Annotated in this window: 25 protein-coding genes and 1 pseudogene; 19 read left to right on the top strand and 7 right to left on the bottom strand. The window is 68.6% G+C overall.

Annotated features, from left to right (window positions below; genetic code table 11):
- The first annotated feature begins 10 nt into the window (after nucleotides 1-10).
- A complete protein-coding gene (locus ABZV58_RS11215; protein ID WP_141807251.1) occupies nucleotides 11-1,228 on the top strand; it encodes an NADP-dependent isocitrate dehydrogenase in 1,218 nt (405 codons plus the stop codon).
- Nucleotides 1,229-1,475: 247 nt separating this feature from the next.
- On the opposite strand, the gene ABZV58_RS11210 is transcribed toward ABZV58_RS11215, so the two are convergent.
- On the bottom strand, nucleotides 1,476-2,444 hold the full coding sequence (locus ABZV58_RS11210; RefSeq protein ID WP_355000534.1) for an NAD(P)-binding domain-containing protein: 969 nt from the start codon (nucleotides 2,442-2,444) through the stop codon (nucleotides 1,476-1,478).
- Between the two features lie 107 nt (nucleotides 2,445-2,551).
- On the opposite strand from ABZV58_RS11210, the gene ABZV58_RS11205 reads away from it, so the two are divergent.
- The 8 genes from ABZV58_RS11205 (at nucleotide 2,552) to ABZV58_RS11170 (ending at nucleotide 11,257) form a co-directional block, all read left to right on the top strand.
- On the top strand, nucleotides 2,552-3,547 hold the full coding sequence (locus ABZV58_RS11205) for a helix-turn-helix domain-containing protein (RefSeq protein ID WP_355000027.1): 996 nt from the start codon (nucleotides 2,552-2,554) through the stop codon (nucleotides 3,545-3,547).
- Nucleotides 3,548-3,764: 217 nt separating this feature from the next.
- On the top strand, nucleotides 3,765-4,943 hold the full coding sequence (locus tag ABZV58_RS11200) for an MFS transporter (RefSeq protein WP_355000533.1): 1,179 nt from the start codon (nucleotides 3,765-3,767) through the stop codon (nucleotides 4,941-4,943).
- A complete protein-coding gene (locus tag ABZV58_RS11195) occupies nucleotides 4,940-5,578 on the top strand; it encodes a helix-turn-helix domain-containing protein (RefSeq protein ID WP_355000026.1) in 639 nt (212 codons plus the stop codon). The genes ABZV58_RS11200 and ABZV58_RS11195 overlap by 4 nt, the downstream gene beginning before the upstream one ends.
- A gap of 794 nt (nucleotides 5,579-6,372) precedes the next feature.
- Nucleotides 6,373-7,641, top strand: a complete 1,269-nt coding sequence (locus tag ABZV58_RS11190) for a lipid-transfer protein (RefSeq protein WP_355000025.1) — start codon at nucleotides 6,373-6,375, stop codon at nucleotides 7,639-7,641.
- A gap of 30 nt (nucleotides 7,642-7,671) precedes the next feature.
- Nucleotides 7,672-8,106 carry an SRPBCC family protein gene (locus ABZV58_RS11185; RefSeq protein ID WP_355000024.1) on the top strand — a complete coding sequence of 145 codons (435 nt, stop codon included), beginning with the start codon at nucleotides 7,672-7,674 and terminating at the stop codon, nucleotides 8,104-8,106.
- A gap of 9 nt (nucleotides 8,107-8,115) precedes the next feature.
- Nucleotides 8,116-8,994, top strand: coding sequence for a MaoC/PaaZ C-terminal domain-containing protein (locus tag ABZV58_RS11180; protein WP_355000023.1), 879 nt, complete (start codon nucleotides 8,116-8,118; stop codon nucleotides 8,992-8,994).
- A gap of 93 nt (nucleotides 8,995-9,087) precedes the next feature.
- Nucleotides 9,088-9,969, top strand: a complete 882-nt coding sequence (locus ABZV58_RS11175) for an SDR family oxidoreductase (protein WP_355000022.1) — start codon at nucleotides 9,088-9,090, stop codon at nucleotides 9,967-9,969.
- 28 nt (nucleotides 9,970-9,997) lie between these two features.
- Nucleotides 9,998-11,257, top strand: coding sequence for an acyl-CoA dehydrogenase family protein (locus ABZV58_RS11170; RefSeq protein WP_355000021.1), 1,260 nt, complete (start codon nucleotides 9,998-10,000; stop codon nucleotides 11,255-11,257).
- 71 nt (nucleotides 11,258-11,328) lie between these two features.
- Here the strand turns inward: ABZV58_RS11170 and ABZV58_RS11165 are convergent, their stop codons facing one another.
- Complete coding sequence (locus tag ABZV58_RS11165; protein WP_355000020.1) at nucleotides 11,329-12,225, bottom strand: alpha/beta fold hydrolase; 897 nt, start codon at nucleotides 12,223-12,225, stop codon at nucleotides 11,329-11,331.
- A 69-nt stretch (nucleotides 12,226-12,294) separates the two neighbouring features.
- On the opposite strand from ABZV58_RS11165, the gene ABZV58_RS11160 reads away from it, so the two are divergent.
- From ABZV58_RS11160 to ABZV58_RS11145, 4 genes and pseudogenes are all read left to right on the top strand, one after another.
- Nucleotides 12,295-13,074 carry an exodeoxyribonuclease III gene (locus tag ABZV58_RS11160; RefSeq protein WP_355000019.1) on the top strand — a complete coding sequence of 260 codons (780 nt, stop codon included), beginning with the start codon at nucleotides 12,295-12,297 and terminating at the stop codon, nucleotides 13,072-13,074.
- 70 nt (nucleotides 13,075-13,144) lie between these two features.
- A complete protein-coding gene (locus ABZV58_RS11155) occupies nucleotides 13,145-13,669 on the top strand; it encodes a ribonuclease domain-containing protein (protein WP_355000018.1) in 525 nt (174 codons plus the stop codon).
- Nucleotides 13,669-14,160, top strand: a complete 492-nt coding sequence (locus tag ABZV58_RS11150) for a barstar family protein (RefSeq protein ID WP_355000017.1) — start codon at nucleotides 13,669-13,671, stop codon at nucleotides 14,158-14,160. The genes ABZV58_RS11155 and ABZV58_RS11150 overlap by 1 nt, the downstream gene beginning before the upstream one ends.
- A pseudogene (locus tag ABZV58_RS11145) lies at nucleotides 14,156-14,272 on the top strand (hypothetical protein); the annotation flags it as partial. The gene ABZV58_RS11150 and the pseudogene ABZV58_RS11145, both read left to right, overlap by 5 nt.
- Nucleotides 14,273-14,283: 11 nt before the next feature.
- Here the strand turns inward: ABZV58_RS11145 and ABZV58_RS11140 are convergent.
- Nucleotides 14,284-14,919, bottom strand: a complete 636-nt coding sequence (locus ABZV58_RS11140) for a TetR/AcrR family transcriptional regulator (protein ID WP_355000016.1) — start codon at nucleotides 14,917-14,919, stop codon at nucleotides 14,284-14,286.
- 124 nt (nucleotides 14,920-15,043) lie between these two features.
- Here ABZV58_RS11140 and ABZV58_RS11135 point away from each other — a divergent pair, with 124 nt between their 5' ends.
- The 3 genes from ABZV58_RS11135 (at nucleotide 15,044) to yhjD (ending at nucleotide 18,167) form a co-directional block, all read left to right on the top strand.
- Nucleotides 15,044-16,048 (top strand): oxygenase MpaB family protein, encoded by a 1,005-nt coding sequence (locus ABZV58_RS11135; RefSeq protein WP_355000015.1) that lies wholly within the window; start codon nucleotides 15,044-15,046, stop codon nucleotides 16,046-16,048.
- Nucleotides 16,011-17,042 (top strand): tryptophan--tRNA ligase, encoded by a 1,032-nt coding sequence (gene trpS / locus ABZV58_RS11130; RefSeq protein WP_355000014.1) that lies wholly within the window; start codon nucleotides 16,011-16,013, stop codon nucleotides 17,040-17,042. Before ABZV58_RS11135 ends, trpS begins: the two co-directional genes overlap by 38 nt.
- A gap of 102 nt (nucleotides 17,043-17,144) precedes the next feature.
- Complete coding sequence (gene yhjD / locus ABZV58_RS11125) at nucleotides 17,145-18,167, top strand: inner membrane protein YhjD (protein WP_355000013.1); 1,023 nt, start codon at nucleotides 17,145-17,147, stop codon at nucleotides 18,165-18,167.
- 142 nt (nucleotides 18,168-18,309) lie between these two features.
- Here the strand turns inward: yhjD and ABZV58_RS11120 are convergent, their stop codons facing one another.
- Complete coding sequence (locus ABZV58_RS11120) at nucleotides 18,310-19,602, bottom strand: D-alanyl-D-alanine carboxypeptidase family protein (RefSeq protein WP_355000012.1); 1,293 nt, start codon at nucleotides 19,600-19,602, stop codon at nucleotides 18,310-18,312.
- Nucleotides 19,603-19,870: 268 nt separating this feature from the next.
- On the opposite strand from ABZV58_RS11120, the gene ABZV58_RS11115 reads away from it, so the two are divergent.
- Together ABZV58_RS11115 and ABZV58_RS11110 are read left to right on the top strand one after the other, a co-directional pair.
- A complete protein-coding gene (locus ABZV58_RS11115) occupies nucleotides 19,871-21,349 on the top strand; it encodes an MFS transporter (RefSeq protein WP_355000532.1) in 1,479 nt (492 codons plus the stop codon).
- Nucleotides 21,339-21,950: a TetR family transcriptional regulator gene (locus ABZV58_RS11110; RefSeq protein WP_355000011.1), complete on the top strand. Its 612-nt coding sequence runs from the start codon at nucleotides 21,339-21,341 to the stop codon at nucleotides 21,948-21,950. The genes ABZV58_RS11115 and ABZV58_RS11110 overlap by 11 nt, the downstream gene beginning before the upstream one ends.
- Nucleotides 21,951-21,955: 5 nt before the next feature.
- On the opposite strand, the gene ABZV58_RS11105 is transcribed toward ABZV58_RS11110, so the two are convergent.
- A complete protein-coding gene (locus ABZV58_RS11105; RefSeq protein WP_355000010.1) occupies nucleotides 21,956-22,867 on the bottom strand; it encodes a phenylalanine 4-monooxygenase in 912 nt (303 codons plus the stop codon).
- A 127-nt stretch (nucleotides 22,868-22,994) separates the two neighbouring features.
- The gene (locus tag ABZV58_RS11100) at nucleotides 22,995-23,603 is read right to left on the bottom strand and encodes a DUF4396 domain-containing protein (RefSeq protein WP_355000009.1); all 609 of its coding nucleotides are present in this window, start codon (nucleotides 23,601-23,603) and stop codon (nucleotides 22,995-22,997) included.
- 120 nt (nucleotides 23,604-23,723) lie between these two features.
- Between ABZV58_RS11100 and ABZV58_RS11095 the strand changes: the two genes are divergently transcribed.
- A complete protein-coding gene (locus ABZV58_RS11095) occupies nucleotides 23,724-23,927 on the top strand; it encodes a type II toxin-antitoxin system VapB family antitoxin (RefSeq protein ID WP_355000008.1) in 204 nt (67 codons plus the stop codon).
- A 74-nt stretch (nucleotides 23,928-24,001) separates the two neighbouring features.
- Here the strand turns inward: ABZV58_RS11095 and ABZV58_RS11090 are convergent, their stop codons facing one another.
- Complete coding sequence (locus tag ABZV58_RS11090) at nucleotides 24,002-25,498, bottom strand: alpha/beta hydrolase (protein ID WP_355000007.1); 1,497 nt, start codon at nucleotides 25,496-25,498, stop codon at nucleotides 24,002-24,004.
- Nucleotides 25,499-25,595 lie beyond the last annotated feature (97 nt).

Below are 25,595 nucleotides of genomic sequence, written 5' to 3'. Positions count from 1 at the left end.
ACGAAGATCCATGTCCAAGATCAAGGTTGAAGGCACCGTCGTCGAACTCGACGGTGATGAGATGACCCGGATCATCTGGCAGTTCATCAAGGACAAGCTGATCCACCCGTACCTCGACGTGAACCTCGAGTACTACGACCTCGGCATCGAGTACCGGGACAAGACGGACGACCAGGTCACCATCGACGCGGCCAACGCCATCAAGCAGCACGGCGTCGGCGTGAAGTGTGCCACGATCACGCCGGACGAGGCCCGCGTCGAGGAGTTCGGCCTCAAGAAGATGTGGCGCTCGCCCAACGGCACCATCCGCAACATCCTCGGCGGCACCATCTTCCGCGCGCCGATCATCATCTCCAACGTCCCGCGACTGGTTCCCGGCTGGACCAAGCCGATCATCATCGGCCGCCACGCCTTCGGCGACCAGTACCGCGCCACCGACTTCAAGGTCTTCCAGTCGGGCACCGTCACCCTGACCTTCACCCCTGAGGACGGCAGCGAGCCGATCGTGCACGAGGTCGTGAAGATGCCGGACGAGGGCGGCGTCATCATGGGCATGTACAACTTCAAGAAGTCCATCGAGGACTTCGCGCGCGCGTCGTTCAACTACGGCCTGCAGCAGAACTACCCCGTCTACATGTCGACGAAGAACACCATCCTGAAGGCCTACGACGGCATGTTCAAGGACACCTTCCAGGAGATCTTCGACACCGAGTTCAAGAGCCAGTTCGACGCGGCGGGCCTGACCTACGAGCACCGTCTCATCGACGACATGGTCGCCTCCTCCATGAAGTGGGAGGGCGGCTACGTCTGGGCCTGCAAGAACTACGACGGCGACGTGCAGTCCGACACCGTGGCCCAGGGCTTCGGTTCCCTCGGCCTGATGACCTCGGTGCTGCTCACCCCGGACGGCAAGACCTGCGAGGCCGAGGCCGCGCACGGCACCGTCACCCGGCACTACCGTCAGCACCAGCAGGGCAAGCCGACCTCGACCAACCCGATCGCGTCGATCTTCGCCTGGACCCGTGGCCTCGAGCACCGCGGCAAGCTGGACAACACCCCCGAGGTGATCGGCTTCGCGCAGACCCTCGAGGACGTCGTCATCAAGACCGTCGAGGGCGGCCAGATGACCAAGGACCTCGCGCTGCTCGTCGGCGGCGACCAGGGTTACCTGACCACCGAGGAGTTCCTCGGCGCGCTCGACGCGAACCTGGCTCGCGCGCTGCGCTGAGTCGGCACCGGGGGCCGGACGCGATCCGTCCGACCCCGACCGGCGCTGGGTGATCCCAGCGCCGGGGTTGAACCGGGCACCCGCCCCACCTCACGGTGGAACGGGTGCCCGACGTGTATTCGGGGTAGACCGCGACATCGAGCTTTGGCGTGCGACGTGCACGCGGCGAAGCATGGAGCCGGAGCCGACTCCGAGTGCCGCGCGCGGAAACGCCGTCCGTGTCGGACGAGCGCCGATTGCGCTGCAGTCAGTTGCCGGAAGGCACAGGTGCGTCGAGCAGACCGGCGAACGCCCTGGTGAAGCTGGCTGCCCCGTGCCCACGTTCGACCTCGGCGTCGAACAGCCGCTGCAGCGGATCGAGCAGATCCGTCGCCACGCCTTGGTTCCGGCTGGTCGTGCGGATGTCCGCGAGACCGGCCGCGTTGACCGCGAGATCGGAGAAGTTCACCGGGAACTCCCGCGAGTCGATCTCGGCGGCCAGCGTCGGCAGCATGTCGAGCAGCGCGCGCAGCCAGGGCACCAGGAACGTGTCGGTGAAATCGACCGCGGAGACCCGCTCGGTGTGCACCATCGCCGTCGCCTGGAAGAAGCCGCCGAACAGCCCGTACATCCCGCCGAGCACCGCCATGTCGTGCAGCGCCGCGAGGCCCGGGTCCGCGCCGACGTACTCGGTCGCGCCCAATTCCGCTAGGACCTCGGCGAATTCGGCCTGCGCGCTGGACTCGCCGCTGTAGACGAGCAGCGTATCGGGCGTGCCCACCGTCTGCGGGACGCCGAAGATGCCGCCGTCCAGGAAGCGCGCACCGTGCTCGGCGAGCCGTTCGGCCAGCTCGCGCGCGGTGTCGGGGCGGCCGGTGGCCACGTTCAGCACCGTCCGCCCGCGCAGCGTCGCGCCGAGTGGCACGAGCTGCTCCCCGGCGGCCGCCGTGTCGGCGAGCACGGTGACGATCAGTTCGCTCGCCGCGACCGCCTCGGCGGCGTCGTCCGCGCGCCGTGCGCCGAGCTCGTCGAGGTGAATCGCCTTGCCCTGCGTTCGATTCCACACCGTGGTCGGATGGCCGTTGCGCAGGAAGACCTCGGCGATCGCCGCGCCCATCCGCCCGAGACCCAGCACGGTGACCGATGTCTTGCTCATGATTCCTCCGTCGTGTCGTTCTGTCGGGTGGGCGCCCGTCGACCAGTCTTCGCGACAGAGCCGCCGAGGAGTGAGTGGCAGAACTGCCGCCTATCGAACGATTGCTGCCATACTCAAGGTATGAGCGAGCGATTCATGTGCCAGCGCGCGGGGCGCGGACCGAAGCCGAGCGTCGGCGAGGCGCGGGCATGACCGGTCGAACCGTCGCCATGGCCATCGCGCCCGGCGCGCTGCACCCGTGGGATCTCTACGAATTGGGCGTCGTCGCTTCGATTTTCGGCACACCGCAGCCCGATCTGGCCGACCCCTGGTACGAGCTGAAGGTGTGCGCGGTGGCCCCGGACCAGCAGACCCAGCCGATCGGCTTCGGCGCGTTCCTGCGCGCCGAGCACGGATTCGACGACCTGCTCACCGCCGACACCGTGATCGTGCCCTCGGTGGCGCACGAATGCGTGACCGCCGAACGCGAACTGCCACCCGAGCTGCTGGAGGCACTGGCCGCCGCGCATCGCCGCGGCGCGCGCATGGTCGCCCTCTGCGACGGCACCTTCGCGCTCGCGGCGGCGGGTCTGCTCGACGGCAGGCGGGTCACCGCGCACTGGGCGCACGCCGAGATGCTGGCGAAGCGCTTCCCGAACATCGAGGTCGACGACTCCGTGCTCTACGTCGACGACGGCGACGTGCTCACCAGCGCGGGCATGACCGCGGCAGTGGATCTGTGCCTGCACCTCGTCCGCCGCGACCTGGGAGCCGAGGTGGCCAACCAGCTCGCGCGCCGTATGGTGATCCCGCCGCACCGGTCCGGGGGTCAGGCGCAGTACGTCGACCGGAACGTTCCCGCGCGTGCCGCGGACGATCTCGGCGTGGTGCTGCAATGGGCCGTCGAGCACCTCGACGAGCCGCTGACCGTCGATACCCTGGCGGCCAAGGCCAATATGAGCCCGCGCACCTTCCACCGCCGCCTGCACCGCTCCACCGGAGCCACCCCGATGCAGTGGTTGCTCAACCAGCGCCTCGCGCACGCCCAGTCGCTGTTGGAGACCACTGACTTCAATATCGAGCGGATCAGCCGCCTGTCCGGACTGGGGACCGCGACGAATCTGCGCCGCCATTTCGCGTCCGTGGTCGGCGTGACACCCGCCGAATACCGGCGAACCTTCGCGCGCCGGGAGCCGATCGCCTGACAGATTCCCGTGGCCAGAATGGCTGTCGGTGACTCTGGGGGCGTAGGGCGACGCCGTGTGAGCTGGACTGATACCACAGCGGGCGGTGGCCGAACTCACCTCGGCTCGGGGAGCGATCGGACGCGCGCGCCGGTTACATGAAGGCGTGACCAGTCAGGTAGCCACCCCTCTGCCAGCTCCGCCCGGCCAAGCGCGGACCAATTGGCATATCCCCGCGATGCTCGCGCTCGCGCTCGGCGGCTTCGGCATCGGCACGACCGAGTTCGTCACCATGGGTTTGCTGCCCGACATCGCGCAGGCCATGCACGTCTCGGAACCGACCGCGGGACACGCCGTGTCCGCCTACGCGCTCGGCGTGGTGATCGGCGCGCCGGTACTTGCCGCGCTGTGCGCACGGGTTCCGCGCAAGCGGCTGCTCATCGCGTTGATGATCGCGTTCAGCGTGGGCAACGCGGCAACTGTGGTGGCGCCGAGCTTCGAGAGCCTGGTCGTGGCGCGCTTCGTCTCCGGTCTGCCGCACGGGGCGTACTTCGGCGTCGCCTCGCTGGCCGCGGCCACCCTCGCGCCCGCCGGGCAGCGAGCCAAAGCTGTTGCCGCCGTTATGCTGGGGCTGAGCGCCGCCAATGTTGTCGGCGTTCCCGCCGCCACCTGGCTCGGCCAGCATCTCGGGTGGCGGGACGCCTTCGTGGTGGTCGCGGTGATCGGCCTCGCGACGGTCGCGGCGCTCGCCCGTTTCGTGCCGGAGCTCACCGGCGTCAGGACCACCGATCCCCGGACCGAACTCGGCGCGCTGCGTCGCTCGCAGGTGCTGCTGACCTTGGCGGTCGGCGCCGTCGGCTTCGGCGGCATGTTCGCCGTCTACACCTACATCACCACCACCCTCACCGACGTGGCAGGCATGTCGCTGGGCTTCGTGCCGCTGGTGCTGATGCTGTTCGGGCTCGGCATGGTGGCGGGCAACATCGTCGGTGGCGTGCTCGCCGATCGCGGTGTGGACCGTGCCGTCTTCCTCGCGATGATCGCGATGGCCGTCGTGCTCGCCGGTTTCGTCGCCGCGGCGCACAATCCGTTCACCGCCGCAGCGGGCGCGTTCCTGGTCGGCGCGACCGGCGCGGCGCTCGCGCCCGGGCTACAGACCCGACTGATGGACGTCGCCGCCGACGCCCAAACCCTCGCCGCCGCGCTCAATCACGCGGCCTTGAACATCGCCAACGCCGCGGGCGCGTGGCTCGGCGGTGTGGTCATCGCGGCGGGTCTCGGGTACACCGCGCCCGCCGCCGTCGGGGCGGGTCTCGCGGTGATCGGTACGCTGCTCTTCGCCGTGACGGTGCTGGTCGGTCGGCGTCGCACGCCAGAACATACAGATCTGTATGTAAGTGTAGAATCGTCGGAATGACCAGGACCGCCGCCGACAAGCCGCAGCGCCGAACCCAGGAACAGCGCAGCAGCGAGATGCGCGTGCGGTTGCTCGACGCCACCATCGACTGCCTGGTCGAATACGGCTACGCGGGGACGACGACGCCGCGGGTCGCCGAGCGCGCGGGCGTCACGCGCGGGGCGCAGGTGCATCACTTCGGATCCAAGAACGATCTCGTCGTCGCCGCGATCAGTCACCTGGCCCAGCGCCGCGCGGAGACCGCGATGCGGGAAATGGCCAAGGTCGAAAGCGGCGCCGACCCGGTCGCCGCGGCGTTGGACTTCCTGTGGGAACTGCACCAGGGTCCGCTGTTCATCGCGACCGTCGAACTGTGGGTCGCGGGCCGGACCGACCCGGTGCTCGCCTCGGCCATGGAGAAGGTCGAGCCGTTCGTGAACAACGCGGTGCTGATGGCGGTGGCCCGATTCGTCCCGGACGAGATGCGCCGCAAGGACGCTCGCGATTTCGTCTACACCGCCATGGACGCCCTGCGCGGCATCCTCATCTCGAACTTCATCGAGCCGGATACCGACCGCGCCCGCCGTCGCTGGGGTCGCGCGTCCGCGAACCTGCGGGCCGCCGCGACGGCGAGCCTCGTGCCGCGGAGTGAATGACGAGCGCTCGCGGGGTCGCTGACGCCTCGCTGGAGGCTATGGCCGCATGGCGAATCCGCTGATTCCCGCTGGCGGCGAACGCTGTGAAACACAGCGGCCGCGACGCCGAGTCTCCGATGACTATCGACGCGGCGAGGCGATACGGGACGTGGTCCCAGTCCGACCGGCGGTCGATGAGGCGAGGCGATACGGGACGGGGTCCCAATCCGACCGGCAGTCGACGAGGCGCTGCGGAGCGCGCGATGTGGTCGAGTTCGGCCGATGTGGCAGTGCGGCATCGCAATGGCGTCGAGTCGCATACGAATCACGCTGTTACCGAGGCTTGCTGACGCCCGCTGGCTGACTGCTGCGGGCTGAGTGCCGACCGCCGTCGGCGCTTCGTGCGGCGTCGGTGCGGCCGCAGTGTCGGTGCTGCCGTTGCCGCTGACGGCGATCGCTGTGACCGTGGGCTCGGTCTCGAACCGCTTTGCGGGCCGAAAACTTCGCGGTGGGCAGCGGTACCGCGAGCCGGGATCGGCCGCCTGCTCGGCGGTGCCGGGGAAGCGCCGAGGATTGCGCCGCCGTTGGCCGGGTCTGGCGCGGCGTACGTGCTCCCGTCCCGAAAACATCCATCGGGCGTAACCGCCTACATCTCAGCGGCGGGTGGCTCCAGATACACAACTAGTTGTATGTCTGTCAATGCCACTCTGACCTGCGAATAAAGCTGAATTGATCCGAACTAGCACAGGACCCTTGCATCATTACATACAGCTTTGTATGTTTGTTTCAGCTCGATCCGTTCGGATCGGACGCTGATGTCCGCCGCCCGCACCGCCGGTGCACACCACGGCGCGGGCAGGCACGAAGTAAGGAGTTCGATGGCGAACAGGGTTTACGTCGTCGGCGTCGGCATGACGAAGTTCGAGAAGCCGGGCCGTCGCAAGAACGAGGACGGCACCGACTGGGATTACCCGGACATGGCGCGGGAGTCGGGTACCAAAGCGCTCGCCGACGCGGGCATCGACTACCGCGAGGTGCAGCAGGCCTACGTCGGCTACGTCTACGGCGAATCCACCTCCGGGCAGCGCGCGGTCTACGAGCTCGGCATGACCGGCATTCCGGTGGTCAACGTCAACAACAACTGCTCGACCGGTTCCACCGCGCTGTACCTCGCGGCGCAGGCCATCCGCGGCGGGCTCGCCGACTGCACGCTGGCGTTGGGCTTCGAGAAGATGCAGCCCGGCTCGCTCGGTTCCACCTGGGACGATCGCGAGCAGCCGATGGCCAAGCACATCATGGCGCTGGCCGAGATCTCCGAGGTGCTCTTCCCGGTCGCGCCGTGGATGTTCGGCGCGGCGGGTCGCGAGCACATGAAGGAATACGGCACCACCGCCGAGCACTTCGCCAAGATCGGCTACAAGAACCACAAGCACTCGGTGAACAACCCGTACTCCCAGTTCCAGGACGAGTACACCCTCGACGACATCCTCGGCGCGCGGATGATCTACGACCCGCTCACCAAGTTGCAGTGCTCGCCGACCTCCGACGGTTCCGGCGCGGTGATCCTGGCGAGCGAGGACTTCGTGAACTCCCACGACCTCGCCGGGCAGGCCGTCGAGATCGTCGGCCAGGCGATGACCACCGACTTCGGTTCCACCTTCGACGGCACCGCGAAGAACCTGATCGGCTTCGACATGAATGTGCAAGCCGCGCGGCAGGTCTACCGCCAGGCGAACCTCGGCCCCGAGGACTTCCAGGTCATCGAGCTGCACGACTGCTTCTCCGCCAACGAGCTGCTGCTCTACGAGGCGCTCGGCCTGTGCGGCCCGGGCGAGGCGGGCAAGCTCATCGACGAGAACCAGACGACCTACGGCGGCAAGTGGGTCGTCAACCCCTCCGGCGGCCTGATCTCCAAGGGGCATCCGCTGGGCGCCACCGGTCTTGCGCAGTGCTCCGAACTCACCTGGCAGCTGCGCGGCGCGGCCGACAAGCGTCAGGTCGAGGGCGTCACCGCCGCGCTCCAGCACAACATCGGCCTCGGCGGCGCCGCGGTCGTGACCGCCTACCAGCGCGCCGATCGCTGATCCGAAAACCATTCCCCGACAGGAGAGATCATGGGACACATCGAAGCAACCAAGGATGTCGACGCCACCCCGGAAGCGCTGTGGGCGGTCGTCTCCGACCCGCAGACCTGGGACAAGTGGTTCACCATCCACGAGCGCTTCATGGAGGAGCCGCCCACCGTCTTGGCCGAGGGGTCCAAGCTGGTCGCCAAGATCGTCATGCTCGGCATGGCGAACAAGCTGGAGTGGACCATCAAGGCGGTCGAGGCGCCGAACAAGCTGACCCTCGGCGGCACCGGAATGGCCGGCGTGAAAACCGAATTCACCTTCGACATCCAGCCAAAGGGCGCGGGCAGCACCATCGTGGTGTCCGGCGACTTCGAAGGCGCGCTGATCAAGGGCGCGCTCGGCAAGGCGGTCGAGAAGGACGGCATCAAGCAGCTGGACAAGTCGCTCGACCAGCTCGACGCGCTGGCCTCGGCGTAAGGCGTCGCGATGACAGCGGAAACCACCGCCGCCCGCGTCGTCGAATTCGACGACGCGGGTCTGGAAACCTGGTGTGACGACGAGCGTTTCGAGGTGACCTCGGAACGGATCGCCGAATACGCCGCGGCCACCAACGATCCCATCGCGGCGCACCGTGCGGGCGAGGTGGCCTCGCCGGTGTTCGGCATCGTCCCGGTCTTCGAGGCCATGATGATGCCGGTGATCGACGTGGCGCCGATGGACATCTTCGGCCGAGTAGTGCACGGCGAGCAGGACTTTCACTTCCACCGTGCGATCCGGCCCGGTGACGAGCTGGTCACCCGCGCGAAAGCGGTGGGCTACGCGAGCAAGTCCAACGGCAGCACGATCACCATCCTCGTCGAATGTCGCGACGAGGACGGGGAACTGGTCAACGAGCAATACCTGACCGCGTTCTTTCGCAACATCGACGCGAGCAAGTCCGTCGGACAGGCCGCGCCGCCGCACAAGTTCGACGAGTCGCTGCGTGGAACCGAGCCGTTCGCCGTCGTGCCGCAGCACGTCGACGACGACCAAACTTTCCGCTACGCACCGGCTTCCGGCGATCCGGTGCCGCTGCACCTGGACGAGCAGGTCGCCAAGGACGCCGGACTGCCAGGCATCATCGCGCACGGCCTGTGCACCATGGCCTTCGCGTCGTGGGCGGTGCTCACCGAGGCGGCGGGCTCGGATGTGCATCGGCTGCGCCGTTTCGCGGTGCGCTTCGCCAAGATGGTCTTCCCCGGCGACGACCTGGAGACCCGGATCTGGAAGGTGGGCGCCGCCGACGGCGTCACCACCTACGCCTTCGAGACGGTGCGCGGCACGGACGTCGTGCTCAGCGACGGCCTCGCCGAGATCGCCGACTGACCCGATCGGCCCGCGGCGTTCGGTCGCGTGCCGGTACCCCATTCATCACACCCTCGTCCGATCGGGCGGGAGCACCACACAGGAGACGCACACATGGGCGCATTGGAAGGAAAGGTCGCCGTCATCACCGGCGCGGGCCGGGGGATCGGCCGCGAGCACGCGCTGCTGTTCGCGAGCGAGGGCGCGCACGTCGTCGTCAACGACCTCGGCGGCAGCAACGCGGGCGAGGGCACCGATTCCGGGCCTGCGCAGCAGGTGGTCGAGGAGATCGTCGCGGCGGGCGGCAAGGCGGTCGCCAACACCGACAACATCGCCTCCTGGGAGGGCGCGCCCAACCTGGTCCAGCAGGCGGTCTCGGAGCTGGGCGGCCTGGACATCGTGGTCAACAACGCGGGCATCCTGCGTGACGCGTTCGTCGCGGGCATGGACGAAGCCCAGTGGGACGCCGTGATCGCGGTGCACCTCAAGGGCCACGCCGCGGTGCTGCACCACGCGGCCGCCTACTGGAAAGAGCAGAGCAAGGCGGGCAATCAGCCCAACGCGGCGGTGATCAACACCGCGTCCGCCTCGGGCACCACCATCCCGAACGCCGGTCAGGCCAACTACGGCGCGGCCAAGGCGGGCATCGCCGCGCTGACGCTGGTCGCCGCCGACGAGCTGGCCCGCTACGGCGTGCGGGTGAACGCCATCGCGCCCATCGCGCGGACCCGGCTCACCCTCGCCACGCCGGGCATGGGCGAGATGATGGCGGCCGAGGCGGAGGCGGCTGAGGAAGCGGGCGGATTCGATGCCTTCAGCCCCGCCAATATCTCCCCGTTGGTCGCATACTTGGCTTCGGACAAGTGCCCGATCACCGGCAAGGTGTTCGCGGTGCAGGGCGGCGCCATCTCCGAGTTGGGCGGCTGGCACGACGTCAAGACGATCGAGACCGAGGGCCCCTGGCTGATCGACGACATCGCCGCCCGGCTGCCCTGAGGTTGGGCCGCCAGAAAGGAGAACGACGATGTTCGAATGGTCCGAGACCGATCTGATGATCCGCGACGCGGTGCGCACCTTCATCGACAAGGAGATCCGGCCGAACCTGGACGCGCTCGACACCGGCGAGATGCTGCCGTATCCGATCATCCGAAAGCTGTTCAGCGAGTTCGGGATCGACGCGATGGGCGGCGACGCGGTCGAGAAGATGCTCGCCAAACAGCGGTCCAGGGAAGCCGCGGTCGCGGCGGGGGAGCCCGCGCCGGAGAAGAAGAAGTCTTCCGGCGGTAGCCCGTTCAGCGGGCAGGAGTCGCTGATGGCGGTGCTGATCGGCGAATTGTCCGGTGTCTGTATGGGTTTGGTGACCGCGATGGGCGTCAGCATCGGGCTGGGCGCGACCACCATCATGTCGCGCGGCACGCTGGCGCAGAAGGAGCGGTGGCTCGCCGACATCGTGACGATGAAGAAGGTCGCGTCCTGGGCGATCACCGAACCGGACTCGGGCTCGGACGCGTTCGGCGGGATGAAGACCTACGTCAAGCGCGACGGTGAGGACTACATCCTCAACGGCCAGAAGACCTTCATCACCAACGGTCCCTTCGCCGACGTGATGATCGTGTACGCGAAGCTGGAGGAGGGCACCGGTGCCGACAAGCGTGAGCGTAAGGTGCTGACCTTCGTCCTCGACAAGGGCATGGAGGGGCTTACCCAGGGCAAGCCGTTCAAGAAGATGGGCCTGCACGCCTCGCCGACCGGCGAGCTGTTCTTCGACAACGTCCGCCTCGGCCGGGACCGGCTGCTCGGCGAGACAGAGGAGCACAAGGGCGGCGACGGTCGCGAGTCCGCGCGCTCCAGCTTCACCGCCGAACGCATCGGGGTGGCGTTCATGGCGCTGGGCATCATCAACGAATGCCACCGGCTCTGCGTCGAGTACGCCAAGAGCCGCAAGCTGTGGGGTCAGGAGATCGGGCGCTTCCAGCTGGTCCAGCTCAAGCTGGCCAAGATGGAGATCGCCAGGATCAACGTGCAGAACATGGTGTTCAACGCGCTCGAGCGCGGTCGCGCGGGCAAACCGCCGACCCTCGCCGAAGCCTCCGCGATGAAGCTCTACTGCTCCGAAGCCGCCACCGACGTGGCCATGGAAGCCGTCCAACTCTTCGGCGGCAACGGCTACATGACCGAATACCGCGTCGAACAACTAGCCCGCGACGCCAAATCCCTGATGATCTACGCGGGCTCCAACGAAATCCAAGTAACCCACATCGCCAAGGCCCTCCTCGGCCGCTGACGCTCCCACACCCCTACCGCACGCCTCACATAGGCACCGCCTATGTGAGGCGTGCACAGGATGTGTGAGATTCACACGGCGCGGAGGTGGGTGCGGCTGGCGTAGACGTGTTCGGCGATGAGGGTGGCTATGCGGTCGGGGGCTTCCAGCATGGGGACGTGGCCGACGCCGTTGACGAGGATGCGGTCGGCGGAGTCGGGGAGTTCCTTCAGGTAGCGGCGGGCGTAGACGCGGTTCGGGATGATGCGGTCGTACTCGGCGAGCAGCAAGCGGACCGGCGTGGGCAGGTCGGACAGGTCGGCGAGGGCCGGGGCGCGCAGGCCGCCCGCGATCATCGGCACCATCGCCGTGCAGTTCAGCGCGGCGCGCAGGACGTTCGCGATCTCGCGGCGCGGCACCGCCGAAGCCTGCTTGCTCAGCAGGAACAGCGCGAACCGCTGCGGAATGAAGTTGTCGGTGGCGAAGTCGCCGAGCCGCCTGCCGATCCGTACGAGCGGGACCAGCGAGAGGAACTTCAGGCCGACCCGGAACTGAGTGATCGAGGGGACGTTCCAGCCACCGGCGGGCGCGATGAGCGTCAACGTGCGGGCCCGGCCGCGGCGGGCGAGTTCCACCCCCACCCAGGCGCCGAGCGAGTTGCCCGCGATGTGGCAGGTGCGCCAACCCAATTCGTCGAGCTGGGCCTCGATCCCGTCGGCCAGCACGGACACGTCGGTGTGCCAGCCCTCGGAGGGCGGGCCGCCCCAGTGCCCGGGAAGCGCGGGCGCGTACACCTCGCAGGCCGAGGACAACCGGTCCGCGGTGCGTTCCCAGCAGTGCGGCGAGAGCATGAATCCGTGCAACAGCAGCAGCGGATCGCCGGAACCCAGGTGCAGGGCCTTGACCGGTCCGGGTTTGTCGGCCGCGCGTGCGGTTCGCGCTCGGCTGGAACGCGGGGCGGCCGGGGACTTGGAGGTGTCGGACGTCATCGTCAGCACCCCTTCCTGGACGGCGGTGTCCGGGGGCGATATCTCTGACCAGCATTGTACGGTCGTCGGGTGCCCTACATCATCTCTTGTGTCAACGTAAACGGCGTCCGAGCGGCCACGGGTAAGGGCATGCTCGAGTGGCTCGCCGCCACCGAGGCCGACATCGTCTGCCTACAGGAGACCCGCGCCACCGACGAGCAGACCCGCGCCGCACTCGCCCCCGCGCTGGCCGACGGCTGGTGGCTGGCGCACGCCGAGCCGGGGGCCAAGGGCCGGGCCGGTGTCGGCATCCTCTCCAGGCGCGAGCCGAAGGCCGTGCGCGTCGGATTCGGCAGCGCCGAGTTCGATGCTTCCGGGCGCTACCTCGAGGCCGACTTCGACGAGCTGACCGTCGCCAGCGTCTACGTGCACTCCGGCGACGCGGGTACCCCACGCCAAGACGAGAAGTACCGCTTCATGGCCGAGTTCGGTGCCTACCTGAAGACCCGCACCGGCGAATTCGTGGTCGGCGGCGACTGGAACATCGCGCACACCGAACGCGACCTGAAGAACTGGAAGGGCAATCTGAAGTCGGCCGGATTCCTGCCCGAGGAACGCGCCTGGATCGATGAGCTGATCGCCGCGGGCTACGTCGATGTGGTGCGTCAGCTGCATCCGGGCGTGGACGGTCCGTACAGCTGGTGGTCCTACCGCGGCCGCGCCTTCGACAACGACTCCGGTTGGCGCATCGACTACCAGATGGCCCGCGGCGAGCTGCCCGGCCGCGCCAAGCAGGCCGTTGTCGAGCGGGCCGCCGCCTACGATCAGCGCTGGTCCGACCACGCGCCGGTGACGGTGCAGTACCGGTGACCGAACGGAGTGAGCGAATCATGTGCTTGCGTGCCGCACGCGGAGCGTCGAGCGTATGTGAGGTGCGGGCATGTCCGGCAAGGTGATTCGGGCGCTCGCGGCGCTCGGCGCGGTGGCGGTGGTGTTGCTGGTGGCGGTGCTCGCTCTGCGCGGCGGCTCCGACACCGACCGCACCGCGGGCTCGGCCACTACAGGCACCATCGCGACTGCTACGAACGGCCCGGCGCGCTCGCCCGCCAGTAACGGTCCCGAGCGTTCGCCCGCCACCTCTGCCATCGCGGCGACCACAAGCACGGCGCCGAGCCGGGCGCAAGGCGTCCCTGACCGCGCCTACGTGACGCTGGCCGAGATCGACGCGGGCCGCTGGCCGGATTCGGCGAACGCGCCCGGCACCAAGGGCGGCGAACGGTGGATGAATCGTGAGGGCACGCTGCCGCGCACCGACGCGGCGGGCAGGTCGATCACCTATCGGGAGTGGGACGTCAATCCCAAGCAGCGCAATCGCTCCCGCGACGCCGAACGCATCGTGACCGGCAGCGACGGCACGGCGTGGTACACCGGCGACCACTACGAGACCTTCACGAGGATGCGCTGATGACCCGCCCGGTTCCGCTCTCGCGATTCCTCGCCCGCACCCCAGACGGCGCGCCCGCCGTCCTCGGCGGCCCGTCCACGCCGGTGCTCGGCGCGCTCCCTGTCGACGCGCCGGAGCTGAGCGAGGTGCGTTACCGCGCGCCCGCGGGCTACCTGGTGCGCGAGCTGCGCGGGCCCAAGATGCGCGGCACGGCGGGCGTGTTCGACGAGTGGGCCGCGGCGTTCCAGTTCCCGTACTACTTCGGCGCGAACAAGGACGCCTTCGACGAATGCCTGCGCGACCTGGACGATTTCGTCGGCAACGCGAGCGGCTACGTGGTGGTGGTGCGGGACGCGGCCGCGCTGCTCGCCGATCAACCCGACGAGCGAGACTGGTTCGAAGAGGCGATGCGCGACTGCGCGGGTTACTGGGCGCGGCGCGATGTCGCGTTCCGCGTGGTGTACCAGGGCGCCCCACCCTCGGGTGAGTTCGTTCCGCTGTCCTTGGGTTGATCCGGGGGCACCTCATCCGCGTGTTCTCGGGGCTCTTGGGCGCAGGCCGGGTGACCTCCCCGCCGCGCTGTACGGCTACGGCGTGGTCACCGGCCACGGCCTCGTCGGTCGGTCTCGGGCCGATCAGCCGAGGCGGCGCGCCAGATCCTCGCCGAGCAGGACGAACACATCCGTGGTGTGCTCGATGAGTTCCTCTTTGCTGAGCGGCAGATCGCCCTGAAGCCACGTGGTCAGCGTCTGCACCAGCCCGCCGACCAGGTAGGTCGCGCGGAAGAAGATGGCCGGATCCGGTTCCGGCTCGGTGATGCCGTAGAAGTCGATGCCCTCCGCCGCGACCATACGCGCGAATACCCGGATGGTCTCGGTGGTGCGGGCCCGCAGCTCCGGCGTCGCCATGCCCGCGATCAGCGCGACCTTGGCCTTGCGCGGATCGTCGGTGAGCAGGTGGATGCCAGCGGCGATGGCCGAATGCGCCTTGGCCCGCGAGTCGTCCGGCGCGTCGCGCAGGCCGCCGAGGATGGCGACGGCCAGTTCCTCGGCGATCCGGTCGGTCAGCGCGGTCAGCACGGCGTCGCGGCTGTCGAAGTTCTCGTAGTAGTAGCGCTCGTTGAGCCCGGCCTGCGCGCACAGGCCGGAGACGGTCAGCTTGGCGATGCCCTGGGTGCCGACGATCTCGAGCGCCGCGTCCAGCAGGGCCGTGCGGCGCTGTGCCCTGCGCTGGTCGGCGGAGACGCCGCCGTAGGTCCGCTGCGCTGTCACAGCTCGATTCTGGCACGGCAACGATTCTGGTAGTGGTCCTTGCCACAATGAGAAATCTGGAGGATTCTATTGCCAGATGCCGTGGGTCCCGGTGTATGCCGGGTCTTTCGATGAGGAGACAACGATGTCCGCACGCTCGTCCACGCCGGGATACTTCGCCGCCAACTCGATGGCGCGGCGCGTCATGAGCAAGCGCGCGGTCGGCCTCACCTACGGTCAGCGCGCGCTCGTGGTCGGGGCCGTGCACCCTCGGCTCTACGTCGGGACCGCGGAGAACACCGAGCACCGCGATACGCCCTACACCCGGCTCGCGCTCACCGGCAAGCTGTTCGAGGCCGTCTTCCTCGGCAGCAAGGAGGAGGCGGATCGGGCGCTGGCGTTCACCACGAAGAAGCACGCCAAGGTCGTCGGCGAGCTGCCCGAGGACGCCGGGCCACACCATCCCGCGGGCACCCCGTACTCGGCCCTCGATCCGCACCTGATGTTCATGACCATGGCGTTCACCTTCGACTCCGCCGAAGTGATGTACGACCTGCTGGTCCGCAAGCTGACCGACGGCGAGCGGGAGGGGCTGTACCAGGACTATGTGCGTTGGGGCGAGCTGTTCGGCATGCCGCGCTCGGCCGCGCCCGCCGACTACCCGGCCTTCCGCGACTTCTTCGACGGCTACCTCGCCTCCGACGAGCTGTTCCTCACCGAGGAGGCCCGGTTGGTCGGCTCGTACCTGGCCGGTCAGCGTGTCCCGTATCCGCAGCGTGCCCCGTTGCACCAGGTCACATCGGCGTTCTTCCTGCTGGTGCAAGGCAGTCTGCCGCCGCGCGTTCGGGCGATGTACGGCATGCGCTGGGGGATGGCCGACGAACTCGCCTTCCGCGCGCTGGCCCGCGGCGTGCGCACGGCGCATTTCGCGCCGCCGCTGGCACCGAGGGTGCTGCGCGGCACGCTCGCCGGTCCGAGCGGCCCGGTCTACCGGCTGGTCTCCGAGCGGGAGCGCGCGCTGGCGCGGACCGGGCGACCGAGCATGCCCGGCGTCGACCCGCGCAACTGGGCGGCTAGAAATTCCCCTGGACTCACATGGGAAGATCGGAGGCATGTCGAGTCCCGCACCAGCCCCGGCCGCCGAGCGTAAGCAGCGTGTGCTGTCCGGGATCCAGCCGACCAGCTCCTCGTTCCACCTGGGCAACTACCTTGGGGCGCTGCAGTACTGGGTGACCTTGCAGGACGACTACGACGCGCTGTACTTCATCCCGGACATGCACGCCATCACCGTCGCGCACGACCCGAAGCAACTGCGGGCGCGGACACGGGCCGCCGCGGCGCAGCTGCTGGCGATCGGTATCGACCCCAAGAAGTCGACGCTGTTCGTGCAGAGCCAGGTGCCCGAGCACGCCGAGCTGGCCTGGGTCCTCAGCTGCATCACCGGTTTCGGCGAGGCCAGCAGGATGACGCAGTTCAAGGACAAGTCGGTCCGGCAGGGTGCGGAGAACGCGACCGTCGGCCTGTTCACCTACCCGGTGTTGATGGCCGCCGACATCCTGCTCTACCGCCCGCACCAGGTGCCGGTCGGCGAGGATCAGCGCCAGCATCTCGAGCTGACCCGAAACCTGGCGCAGCGCTTCAACACCCGCTACAAGAAGACCTTCGTCGTGCCGGAGGCGCACATCGTCAAGGGCACCGCGAAGATCTACGACCTGCAGGACCCGACCGCCAAGATGAGCAAGTCGGCCGCCACCGACGCGGGTCTGATCAACCTGCTCGACGATCCGAAGATCACCGCGAAGAAGGTCCGTTCGGCGGTCACCGACACCGAGCGCGAGATCCGCTACGACACGGACGCCAAACCGGGTGTCAGCAATCTCCTGGTGATCCTGAGCTCGCTGACCGGAACGCCGATCGTCACGCTGGAGAAGGATTTCGAGGGCAAGGGCTACGGGGACCTGAAATCCGATGTCGCCGACGCGCTGGTGGAATTTGTCACGCCCTTGCGCGCCAAGGTGGAAGAGTATCTGGCGGATCAAGGCGAACTCGACCGTATCCTCGCCGCCGGCGCGGAGCAGGCGCGTGAGATCGCCGGCAACACTCTCGCACAGGTCTACGACCGGGTGGGTTTCCTGGCCCGCTAGCCCGGGTACGACGCTTGCGAGGGCGTACCGCCGCCTTCGCTCCGGCCGTGCGCGGGGAGCCGACGGGCCGGGTTCGTCAGGAGGCGTCGAAGGGGCGAGCAGGTGCAGGCGATCGACAACATCAAGGCCGGGATCGAACGCCGCGTGCAGGCGCGGCCCTGGCTGGACCATCTGATCCGGGCCGGTGGCCGCTATCAGCGCCAGCGTGGCGACTACTTCGCGGCCGGGATCACGTATTTCACTGTGCTGTCGCTGTTTCCGTTGCTGATGGTGGCGTTCGCGGCCGCGGGCTTCGTACTCGCGGGCAATCAGGAACTGTTCCAAGAGCTTCAGGACAAGATCGTCGAGACCATCCCCGGCGAGCTGGGCACCCAGCTCAACGATCTCATCGACCAGGCGGTCCGATCCCGCGGCACGGTCGGCGTGCTCGGCCTGCTCGCCGGCCTCTACACCGGGCTCGGCTGGATGGCGAACCTGCGCGCCGCGCTCACCGAGCAGTGGGAACAGAAGCACGAGGAGGGCAACTGGATTCGCACCAAGATCTCCGATCTCGGTGCGCTGATCGGCCTCGGCCTGGCTTTCGTGGTGTCGCTCGGTCTTTCGGCGCTGGCGTCGAGCAACCTCGGCGCTCAGCTGCTCGAGCGCTACGGCCTCGCCGACCTACCTGGCGCCCGGGTGCTGTTGACGCTGCTGTCGATCCTGTTCGCGCTGCTGGCGAGCTGGGCGGTGTTCGCGTGGATCATCGCCAGGTTGCCCCGCGAGCCCGTCACGGTGGCCAGCGCCGCTAAAGCCGCGCTGATCGCCGCGATCGCCTTCGAGATCTTCAAGTTCGTCGCCTCCATCTACCTGCAGATCGTGCTGCGCAGTCCGGCAGGGGCGGCCTTCGGTTCGATCATCGGTCTGATGGTGTTCAGCTACATCACCTACCGCATCATCCTGTTCGCGACCGCGTGGGCCGCGACCGCCTCCGAGAACGAGCCCGAGGTCGCGCCCCCCGCACCCGCCCCGGCCGTCATCCAGCCGCGCGTGATCGACAATGCCGGACCGTTCGGCCGCGGCGCGGCCTACTTCGGCGCGGGCGCGCTCGCCGCCCTCGGGTTGGCCACCCTGCGCAGGCGGCGCTGAAGTACGCGGCGGGGATGGGCCGCGCTGATCGGACTCGCCGGAGCGACGGCATCGAAACTGCCCAGCGCCGTGGGCAGTCGACGTTCCGCGTTGAGCAACGCGGCTGGGATGGGCTGAGCGGACTCGCCGGAACCGAATCCGCTCAGCGACGTTGGCGGTTGATGCGCCGTGCCTTGAGCAGCAGGAACAGGATCAGCACGATACCGCCGACCATCAGCAGCGTGCGGAAGCCCGCGTTGTCGCGCTCGTGCGGCGGGCTGGCGAGCACGTCGCCGCCCTCCGGGCCCGGCGGAGCAGCGAGGGCCGCCGTGGATTTCGCGTCCGTCGAGTTGTGGTTCGGCAGCATGCCGACCTGGGTGCCCGCGGGCAGCGCGAAACCGTAGTCGAGCAGCCGGGCCGCCTGCTCCCACGGCCGCAGCGGGCGCACCTCGGCCTGCAACAGGGCGACGGCCAGCCTGCGCCCGTCGCGCTGTGCGGCCGCGACGAAGGTCTGCCGCGCGTCGTCGGTGAAGCCGGTCTTGCCGCCGAGCGCGCCCTCGTAGTTGAACAGCAGATGGTTGTCGTTGCCGACGGCGAAGCCCGGGTGGTCGACGTCGTCCGGGATCTTCGGATTCTTGGGATAGCCGGGGAACTCGATCTGCTCGGTGCGGATGAACTCGGCGAACAGCGGGATGGTCATCGCCTCGCGGAACAGCAGCGACAGGTCGTAGGCCGATGTGCTCATGCCGGGACCGTCCAGCCCGGACGGCGTCGCCGCGCGGGTATCGAAGGCGTACAACGATTTCGCCAGCTCGTTCATCTTCGCCACGGCGGCGTCGTCGCCGCCGAGCTGCGCGGCGATCGCGTGCGCGGCGTCGTTGCCCGAGGCCATGATCAGCGCCTGCATGAGCTGCCGGTTGGTGTAGCGGCCGCCGGGGCCGATGCCGACGCGGGTGCCGTCGACGTCCGCGTCCGCCTGGGTTCCGGTGACCACCGTGTCCAGCTGCAGCGTGCGCAGCGCGACGGTGGCGAGCAGCACCTTGATCGTGCTGGCGGGCCGGTAGCGCCCGTGCGGGTCCTTGGCCGCGAGCACCTCGCCGGTGTCCAGATCCGACACCACCCACGCGGTCGCGGAAATGTCCTTCGGCGGAGGCGGCGCGCCCTTCGGCAGCACCACGCCGCACTCGCCCATCCTGGTCCCGCCCACCGGAGGCACGGGGACCGCCAGCGGACCGGGCGTCGGTTGACCCGGCGCGGGCACCTCGGAGGTGTCGATCGGCGCGGGCGGCTTGGTCTTCTGCGGGCAGCTATCCGTGTTCGGGGTGGTGAACGGGGCGGTCGTGGTGGTCGTCGGCGCCGCGAAAGCCGGTGCGGCGAAAGCGCCGCCGAGCAGGGTGGCGGCGAGCGCACCGGCGAGACAGCGCGCGGCGCGGTGGCGGGGATGCGGGATTCTCATCGGGAGCGAGCCTAATAGGCGCAGGCGGACGGAGTCGGCCAACAGACCGTGGCTGGCCGGAGCGAAGGCCGAGGTCCGCCTAACAGGCGCAGCCGGACGAAGTTTCGGCGCCAGGCGCTCGGCCGGAGCGTCGGCCGGATACCGGGCACAGTATTGACAGCCGCCATAAAATGGTAGTTACTATCAAAAAGTAGTAACTTCCATTTACGGAGGGATCGTGAACGCGGACACCCGACGCTGGCTCGCGCTCGGCGCGCTGGCACTCGCCATGCTGACCATCGGCCTCGATATGACCGTCCTGACTGTCGCGCTGCCCACCCTCGCGGTCGACCTGCACGCGAATACCGGTGCGCTGCAATGGTTCAGCTCGGCTTACACGCTGACGCTCGCGGCGTTCATGCTGCCCGCGGGCGCGCTCGGCGACCGGTACGGACGCAAGAAGATCCTGCTCGCCGCGCTCGTCTTGTTCGGTCTCGCTTCGCTCGCCTGCGCCTTCGCCGACACCTCGGGGCAGTTGATCGCCGCGCGGGTGGCGCTCGGTATCGCCGCGGCGGCCATGACGCCGTTGTCCATGGCGGTGCTTCCGGTGCTGTTCCCCGAGCAGCACGAACGGGCCCGCGCCATGTCGATCTGGGTCACCGCGACCTCGCTCGGACTGCCGCTGGGTCCGGTGCTCGGCGGCTGGCTGGTCGACAACTTCTGGTGGGGTTCGGTCTTCCTGATCAACGTGCCGATGGTGGTGCTCGCCGCGACGGCGGTGACCGCGCTGGTGCCGGAATCGCGCAATCCGGAACGGCGTCCGATCGATCTGCCCGGTGTGTTGCTGTCGATGCTCGGGATGCTCGGTATCACCTACGGTTTCATTCGCTTCGGCGAAGAGGGCTGGGGCGACGCGGCGGCCTGGATCTTGCTCGCCTCGGGCGCGATCGCGATGGCGGCGTTCCTGCTGTGGCAGCGGCGCGCCCGGCACGCGCTGATCGACCTGGAATTGTTCCGCGCCAGAGGTTTCCGCTGGGGCTCCGTGTTCGCCGTGCTGATCACCTTCGCGATGTTCGGCATGTTCTTCACCGTGCCGCAGTACTACCAGGAGGTGCTCGGCGCCGACGCGCTCGGCAGCGGTCTGCGGCTGCTCCCGATGATCGGCGGCGTGGTGGTCGGGGCGCGGCTGGGAGATCGGCTGCTGCCGAAAGCCGGTGCGCGGGTGGCGGTCACGGTCGGGCTCGTGCTGCTCGGCATCGGCCTCGGCTCGGGCGCGATGACCGACGTGGACAACGCCTACTGGTTTACCGCGTGCTGGATCACGCTGGTCGGCGTCGGCATGGGCATGGGCATGCCGGTCGCGATGTCGGTCGCCATCGACGATCTGGACGTCGCGCGCAGCGGCGTCGGGTCCGCGCTGCTGCAGGCGTTGCGGCAGGCGGCGGGCACCATCGGCGTCGCCCTGCTCGGCACCGTGCTCGTCACCCGGTACCGCGCCGAACTCGGTGCGCTGAACGTCGCGCCCTACGACGACGGCGTGAGCGGCGGGGCGGCCGCAGCGAAGGCGAGCGGAAACGCGGACGCGTTGGCGCAGGTCCAATCGGCTTTCGTCGGCGGGATGAGCCTGATGCTGTGGGTCTGCGCCGGCCTGTGCGCGGTGTCGGTGCCGCTGGCGCTGTGGGTGCTGCCGCGCCGCGCGCCGGAGCCGGTCGACGCACCTGCCGCCGCGGCGGCGCTCGATGAGTCAGAATCGACGCATGTCGGTTGAGTCAACGGGTGAGGGTGTCGCGGCGCCGGGATTGCGGGAACGGAAGAAGGAGCGGACCCGCCGGACGATTCGCACCGAGGCCTTCCGGCTGTTCCGCGAGCAGGGCTACGGGGAGACCACGATCGAGCAGATCGCCGCGGCGGCCGACGTCTCGCCGAGCACCTTCTTCCGCTACTTCCCGACCAAGGAGCAGCTGGTCATCGCCGACGACCTGGACCCGGTGCTGATCGATGAAATCCGCCGCCAGCCGCGCGGGCTTTCCCCGATTCTCGCCTTCCGGCAAGCGATGGACACGGCGTTCGCCACCCTGACGCCCGAGGAACTGGCCTTCGAGCAGGAGCGCCAAGCCCTGCTCTACCACGTGCCGGAACTGCGCGCGGCGATCGGCATCGAGCTCGAGCGCGGCATCGAGATGATCGCCGAGCTGCTCGCCGAATACCTCGACCGCCCCGCCGACGATTTCGAGGTCCGTGTGGCGGCCGGTGCGATCGCCGGAGCGGGCCTCGCCATCTCGTTGCGCGCGCCGGTGAACGCGGACAACCTCGGTCGCGCGATGGACTTCCTCGACGCCGGTCTGCCGCTGGACCCTTCCGTCGATTGACCGCGTCAGCTCGCCCCGGCCACCGATGGCCGCTTCTGCTCGCGCAGCGCGCGCAGGGGAGTGTCGTCGTCCATCTCGGCGAAGAAGCCGCCGATCACGTCCTCGATCTCCGAAACCGACTCGGCGCAGTAGAGAATCGGCTGGTAGTGGGTGATGTCGTAGGTGGCGGTTCCCATCGCGACCACGTCGAGCGGCCGCAGCTCGGCCCGCCGGAACTCGTCCAGCTCGCCGTAGGAGGACAGCAGACCCGCCCCGTAGCAGCGGATTTCGCCGTCCTCGCGGACGACGCCGAACTCCATCGAGAACCAGAACACATCGGCCAGGAATTTCAGCGCCGTCTCGGTGGTCAACCGGGCGACCGCCGCGCCGACGGTTTCGTAGATGGCGGCGAAGCGGGGGCTGGCGATCTGGTTGGCGTGCCCGATGATCTCGTGGATGGCGTCGGGCTCGGGCGTGTAGAGCGGGGCGGAGTGATGCCGGATGTACTGCGTCGAGTGGAACACCCGGTCCGCGAAAGAGCCGAAGAACTCGCGCAGCGGCACCAGGCCGGCGGCGGGAATGTAGTGGAAGCCGGTGAGCGGGGCGAGTGCCGCTGTCACCTGGTCGAGTTGCGGGATGTGGTCGCCGGGTAGGTCGAGCCGGGACGCGGCGGCCAGCACTTCCGCGCACGCGTAGGTGCGGTGTTTGCGAGCCAGTTCGGCGGAGACGATCCGCCAGACCTGTTGTTCTTCCTCGGTGTAGTCGATCTCGGGTACGGGTTCGCCCGGCCGGTAGGCCAGCGCGAGAGCGGCGATGGCGTTGCGGCGCGCCCGGTACTCGGGGTCGTGCACGCCGGGGTGCTCATCGCTCAAATGCACCGTCACGTCGCCGTCGCCGCTGCGGGTGACCGGCGAGTACAGCTGAGCCTCGGTGAACATATCTCGATGCAAGCACCGCCTGACCGTTCCGACAACGAAAGCCCGGCCAGCTGTACACACTGCCTAGCTGGCCGAGCGGTTTCCGTCGATTGCCGGTCTCGTTCATGGAAACGGTGACACTGGCGATTCAGTGACCTGCGTGGTACACGTGCACCACCGCATGCCCCTTGCCGCGCCCGATCAACCACTTGTTCACCGGTGTGGTGACCACGAAGGCGACGGCGAAAGCGAAGGCGAGGGCGCCCCAGAAGAGGGCGTCGGTGAGTCCGGCGTGCATGGCGCCGGGCACCGCGAGCAGCACCGCGTTGTCGGTGATCTCCATGACGGTGATCGAGAGAGTGTCGGCGGCGAAGGCGACGGACAGGGCGGCGCCGAACGCGACGCCCGCCTTCATCACGCCGCGGATGGTCAGCGCGTAGCCGAAGACGAAGGCGAGCACGATGGCGAGCACCATCGTCGGCAACGTGCTCCAGCCCAGCGCGGTGCCGATGACCAGGCCGAGCACCTCGCCGATGGCGCAGCCGGTGAGGCAGTGCAGCGTCGCGGTCGCGGCCATTTTCCAGGTGGCCGCCGGACGATGCTCGGCGTGTGCGGAGTGGTCCGCTGCGGCGGTGTGGGTTTGCTGCGCGCTGTGCGTGCTCTCGTGCCGACCGGCCGCATCTCCTTCGTGCGCGGTCGGTTCGGAACGCCCTGCGTGCCCGGCGTGTGCGTGATGTGCTCCGTGGCCGTGTTCCATGTCTTGAACTATACCCCCATGGGGTATCGAGTCAAGCCCGGTATCGCAGCGCGTGTACGCGATTTGCCGGACATGAGCGGGGGTGATGCCGCAAGATGGCGAAAGTACGAAGGAGGACGCATGCATACCGTGCGGATCGATCTCGACCAGAAGCTGTTGGCCGCCGCCGCCGCGATCATGGGGACGGCCAACAGCAACGCCACCGTCAACGAGGCGTTGCGCCGAATCGTGGTGCACGAGCGGCAACTCCATCACCTCGAGAAACTGGCCTCGGGTGTGCTGTGCGCACTACCCGCGCCGGAGGCTGTCACCGTCGACGGTTAGACGGGCGCTGCCGGACGACGTCCGTCGACAGTCCCATGCATGGTCGGAGCGGAGGCGGAGGCCCGACCCGCGGCCTATCGCTGTTGTGCGCATCGTGTGTCCGGTGGTGGAACGAGTTCGATCAGGTATTTCATGACCGGCTCGTCCACGCAACGCACGCCCTTGAACACGACGCCGTGCTGGGTGGCCGTGTAGGTGATCAGTGGTGCGTCGAGGGCCTCGGCCAGCCGCACGCCGCCCTCGTACGGTGTCGCCGGATCGCCGGTGGACGCCACGACGACCACTTTCGGCAGGCCCGTGATCACCGGCGGATGCGGCTGCCAATTCGGCGGCACCGGCCAGAACGCACACACGTCCAAGGGGGATTCGGTGATGGGCAGTCCGCTGTCGAAAATGGGGGCGACCTCGCGGATTCGGCGTTCCTGCTGGGTAACTTGTGCCCGCTCGGTGACTCTGACCTCCTCGAGGCACTTCACCGCCCGGTGTACGCCCATCCCGATGGACTCGGAATGGCCGGTGATGATCGCCTGGAGGGCGTCACCACGGCCCCGGGTCAGCTCGGCGAGGCCTGCGGTGAGCTGCGGCCAGAGTGCCGGGCTGTACATCGAGGCGATCACCCCGTCGGCCGCATCGAAGAAATCCACTCCGCGCTGATCCGTGGTGGCCGCGGGATGGCTGATCAGCGGCAGGGTCAGCTTCCGGTAGACCTCGGTCGCCTGCCGGGGGTCGGTGCCGAGAGGGCAGTCGGGTGCCGTCGCGCAGTCCGCCGCGTAGGCCTCGAATGCCCGCTGGAACGCGGCGGCGTCGGCCACCGGATCACCCATGTTGGCCGCCGGATCGAGGGGACCGTCCAGCACCATCGCCCGGACCCGGTCCGGGAACATCTCGGCGAAGGTGGAACCGAGACGGGTGCCGTAGGAACCACCGAAGTACGTCAGCTTCTGCTCGCCGAGCACCGTCCTGATCACATCGAGATCCCTGGCCACATCGACGGTCCCGACATGTGCGAGCAGCTTCGTCCCCGAACCGGCCGCACACGAGACGGCGTAGTCCTCGGCCTCCTCTTCCAGTTGATCGATCTCGCCGAAGGCATGGCCGGCCCCGAGTATCAACCGCTCCGTCCGCGTCTCCTCCGCGGACGGGCAGCGCACCAGCGGCGTCGAGGCGCCGAGTCCGCGCACATCCATGCCGATCACGTCGAAGCGTTCGGCCAGCGGCGTTTTCGCCAGCATCCTCGGCATGTCCAGGCCGGGCCCGCCCGGGCCGCCCGGGTTGGTGAGGATCGCGGCGACGCGCTCGCCGCGCGCCCGCAGCCGAGAGATGGCGATACGGGCGGTCTCGCCTCCTGGATCGGCGTAGTCCAGTGGAACCGTCACCCGCGCGCATTCGATGCCCTCGGCGGAAAGCCCCGCGCCGCCGGGATAGTTCTCGCACGACTCCCAGGTGAGGGTCTGGCGGAGGAACGGTTCCAGGGTCGGAGCCGGCGCGACGAGCGGTTCATCGTCCGCGCACGCCGCCGTGGTGAGCAGCAGCGCCGCCAGCGCCGCGCGCGGAAACCACGACGGCGCCACGCCCTGAATTGTCCTGCGCCTTCGCACTATTCGCCTTCTCCTGGGTAGCGGTTCGCCGAACAGTGTGCCCGAACCGGCGGTTGTCGCGCCTGCTGGG

The organism is Nocardia sp. NPDC004654 (assembly GCF_040609595.1).
GTDB lineage: Bacteria > Actinomycetota > Actinomycetes > Mycobacteriales > Mycobacteriaceae > Nocardia.
This window is presented reverse-complemented; position numbering and strand designations above follow the sequence as displayed.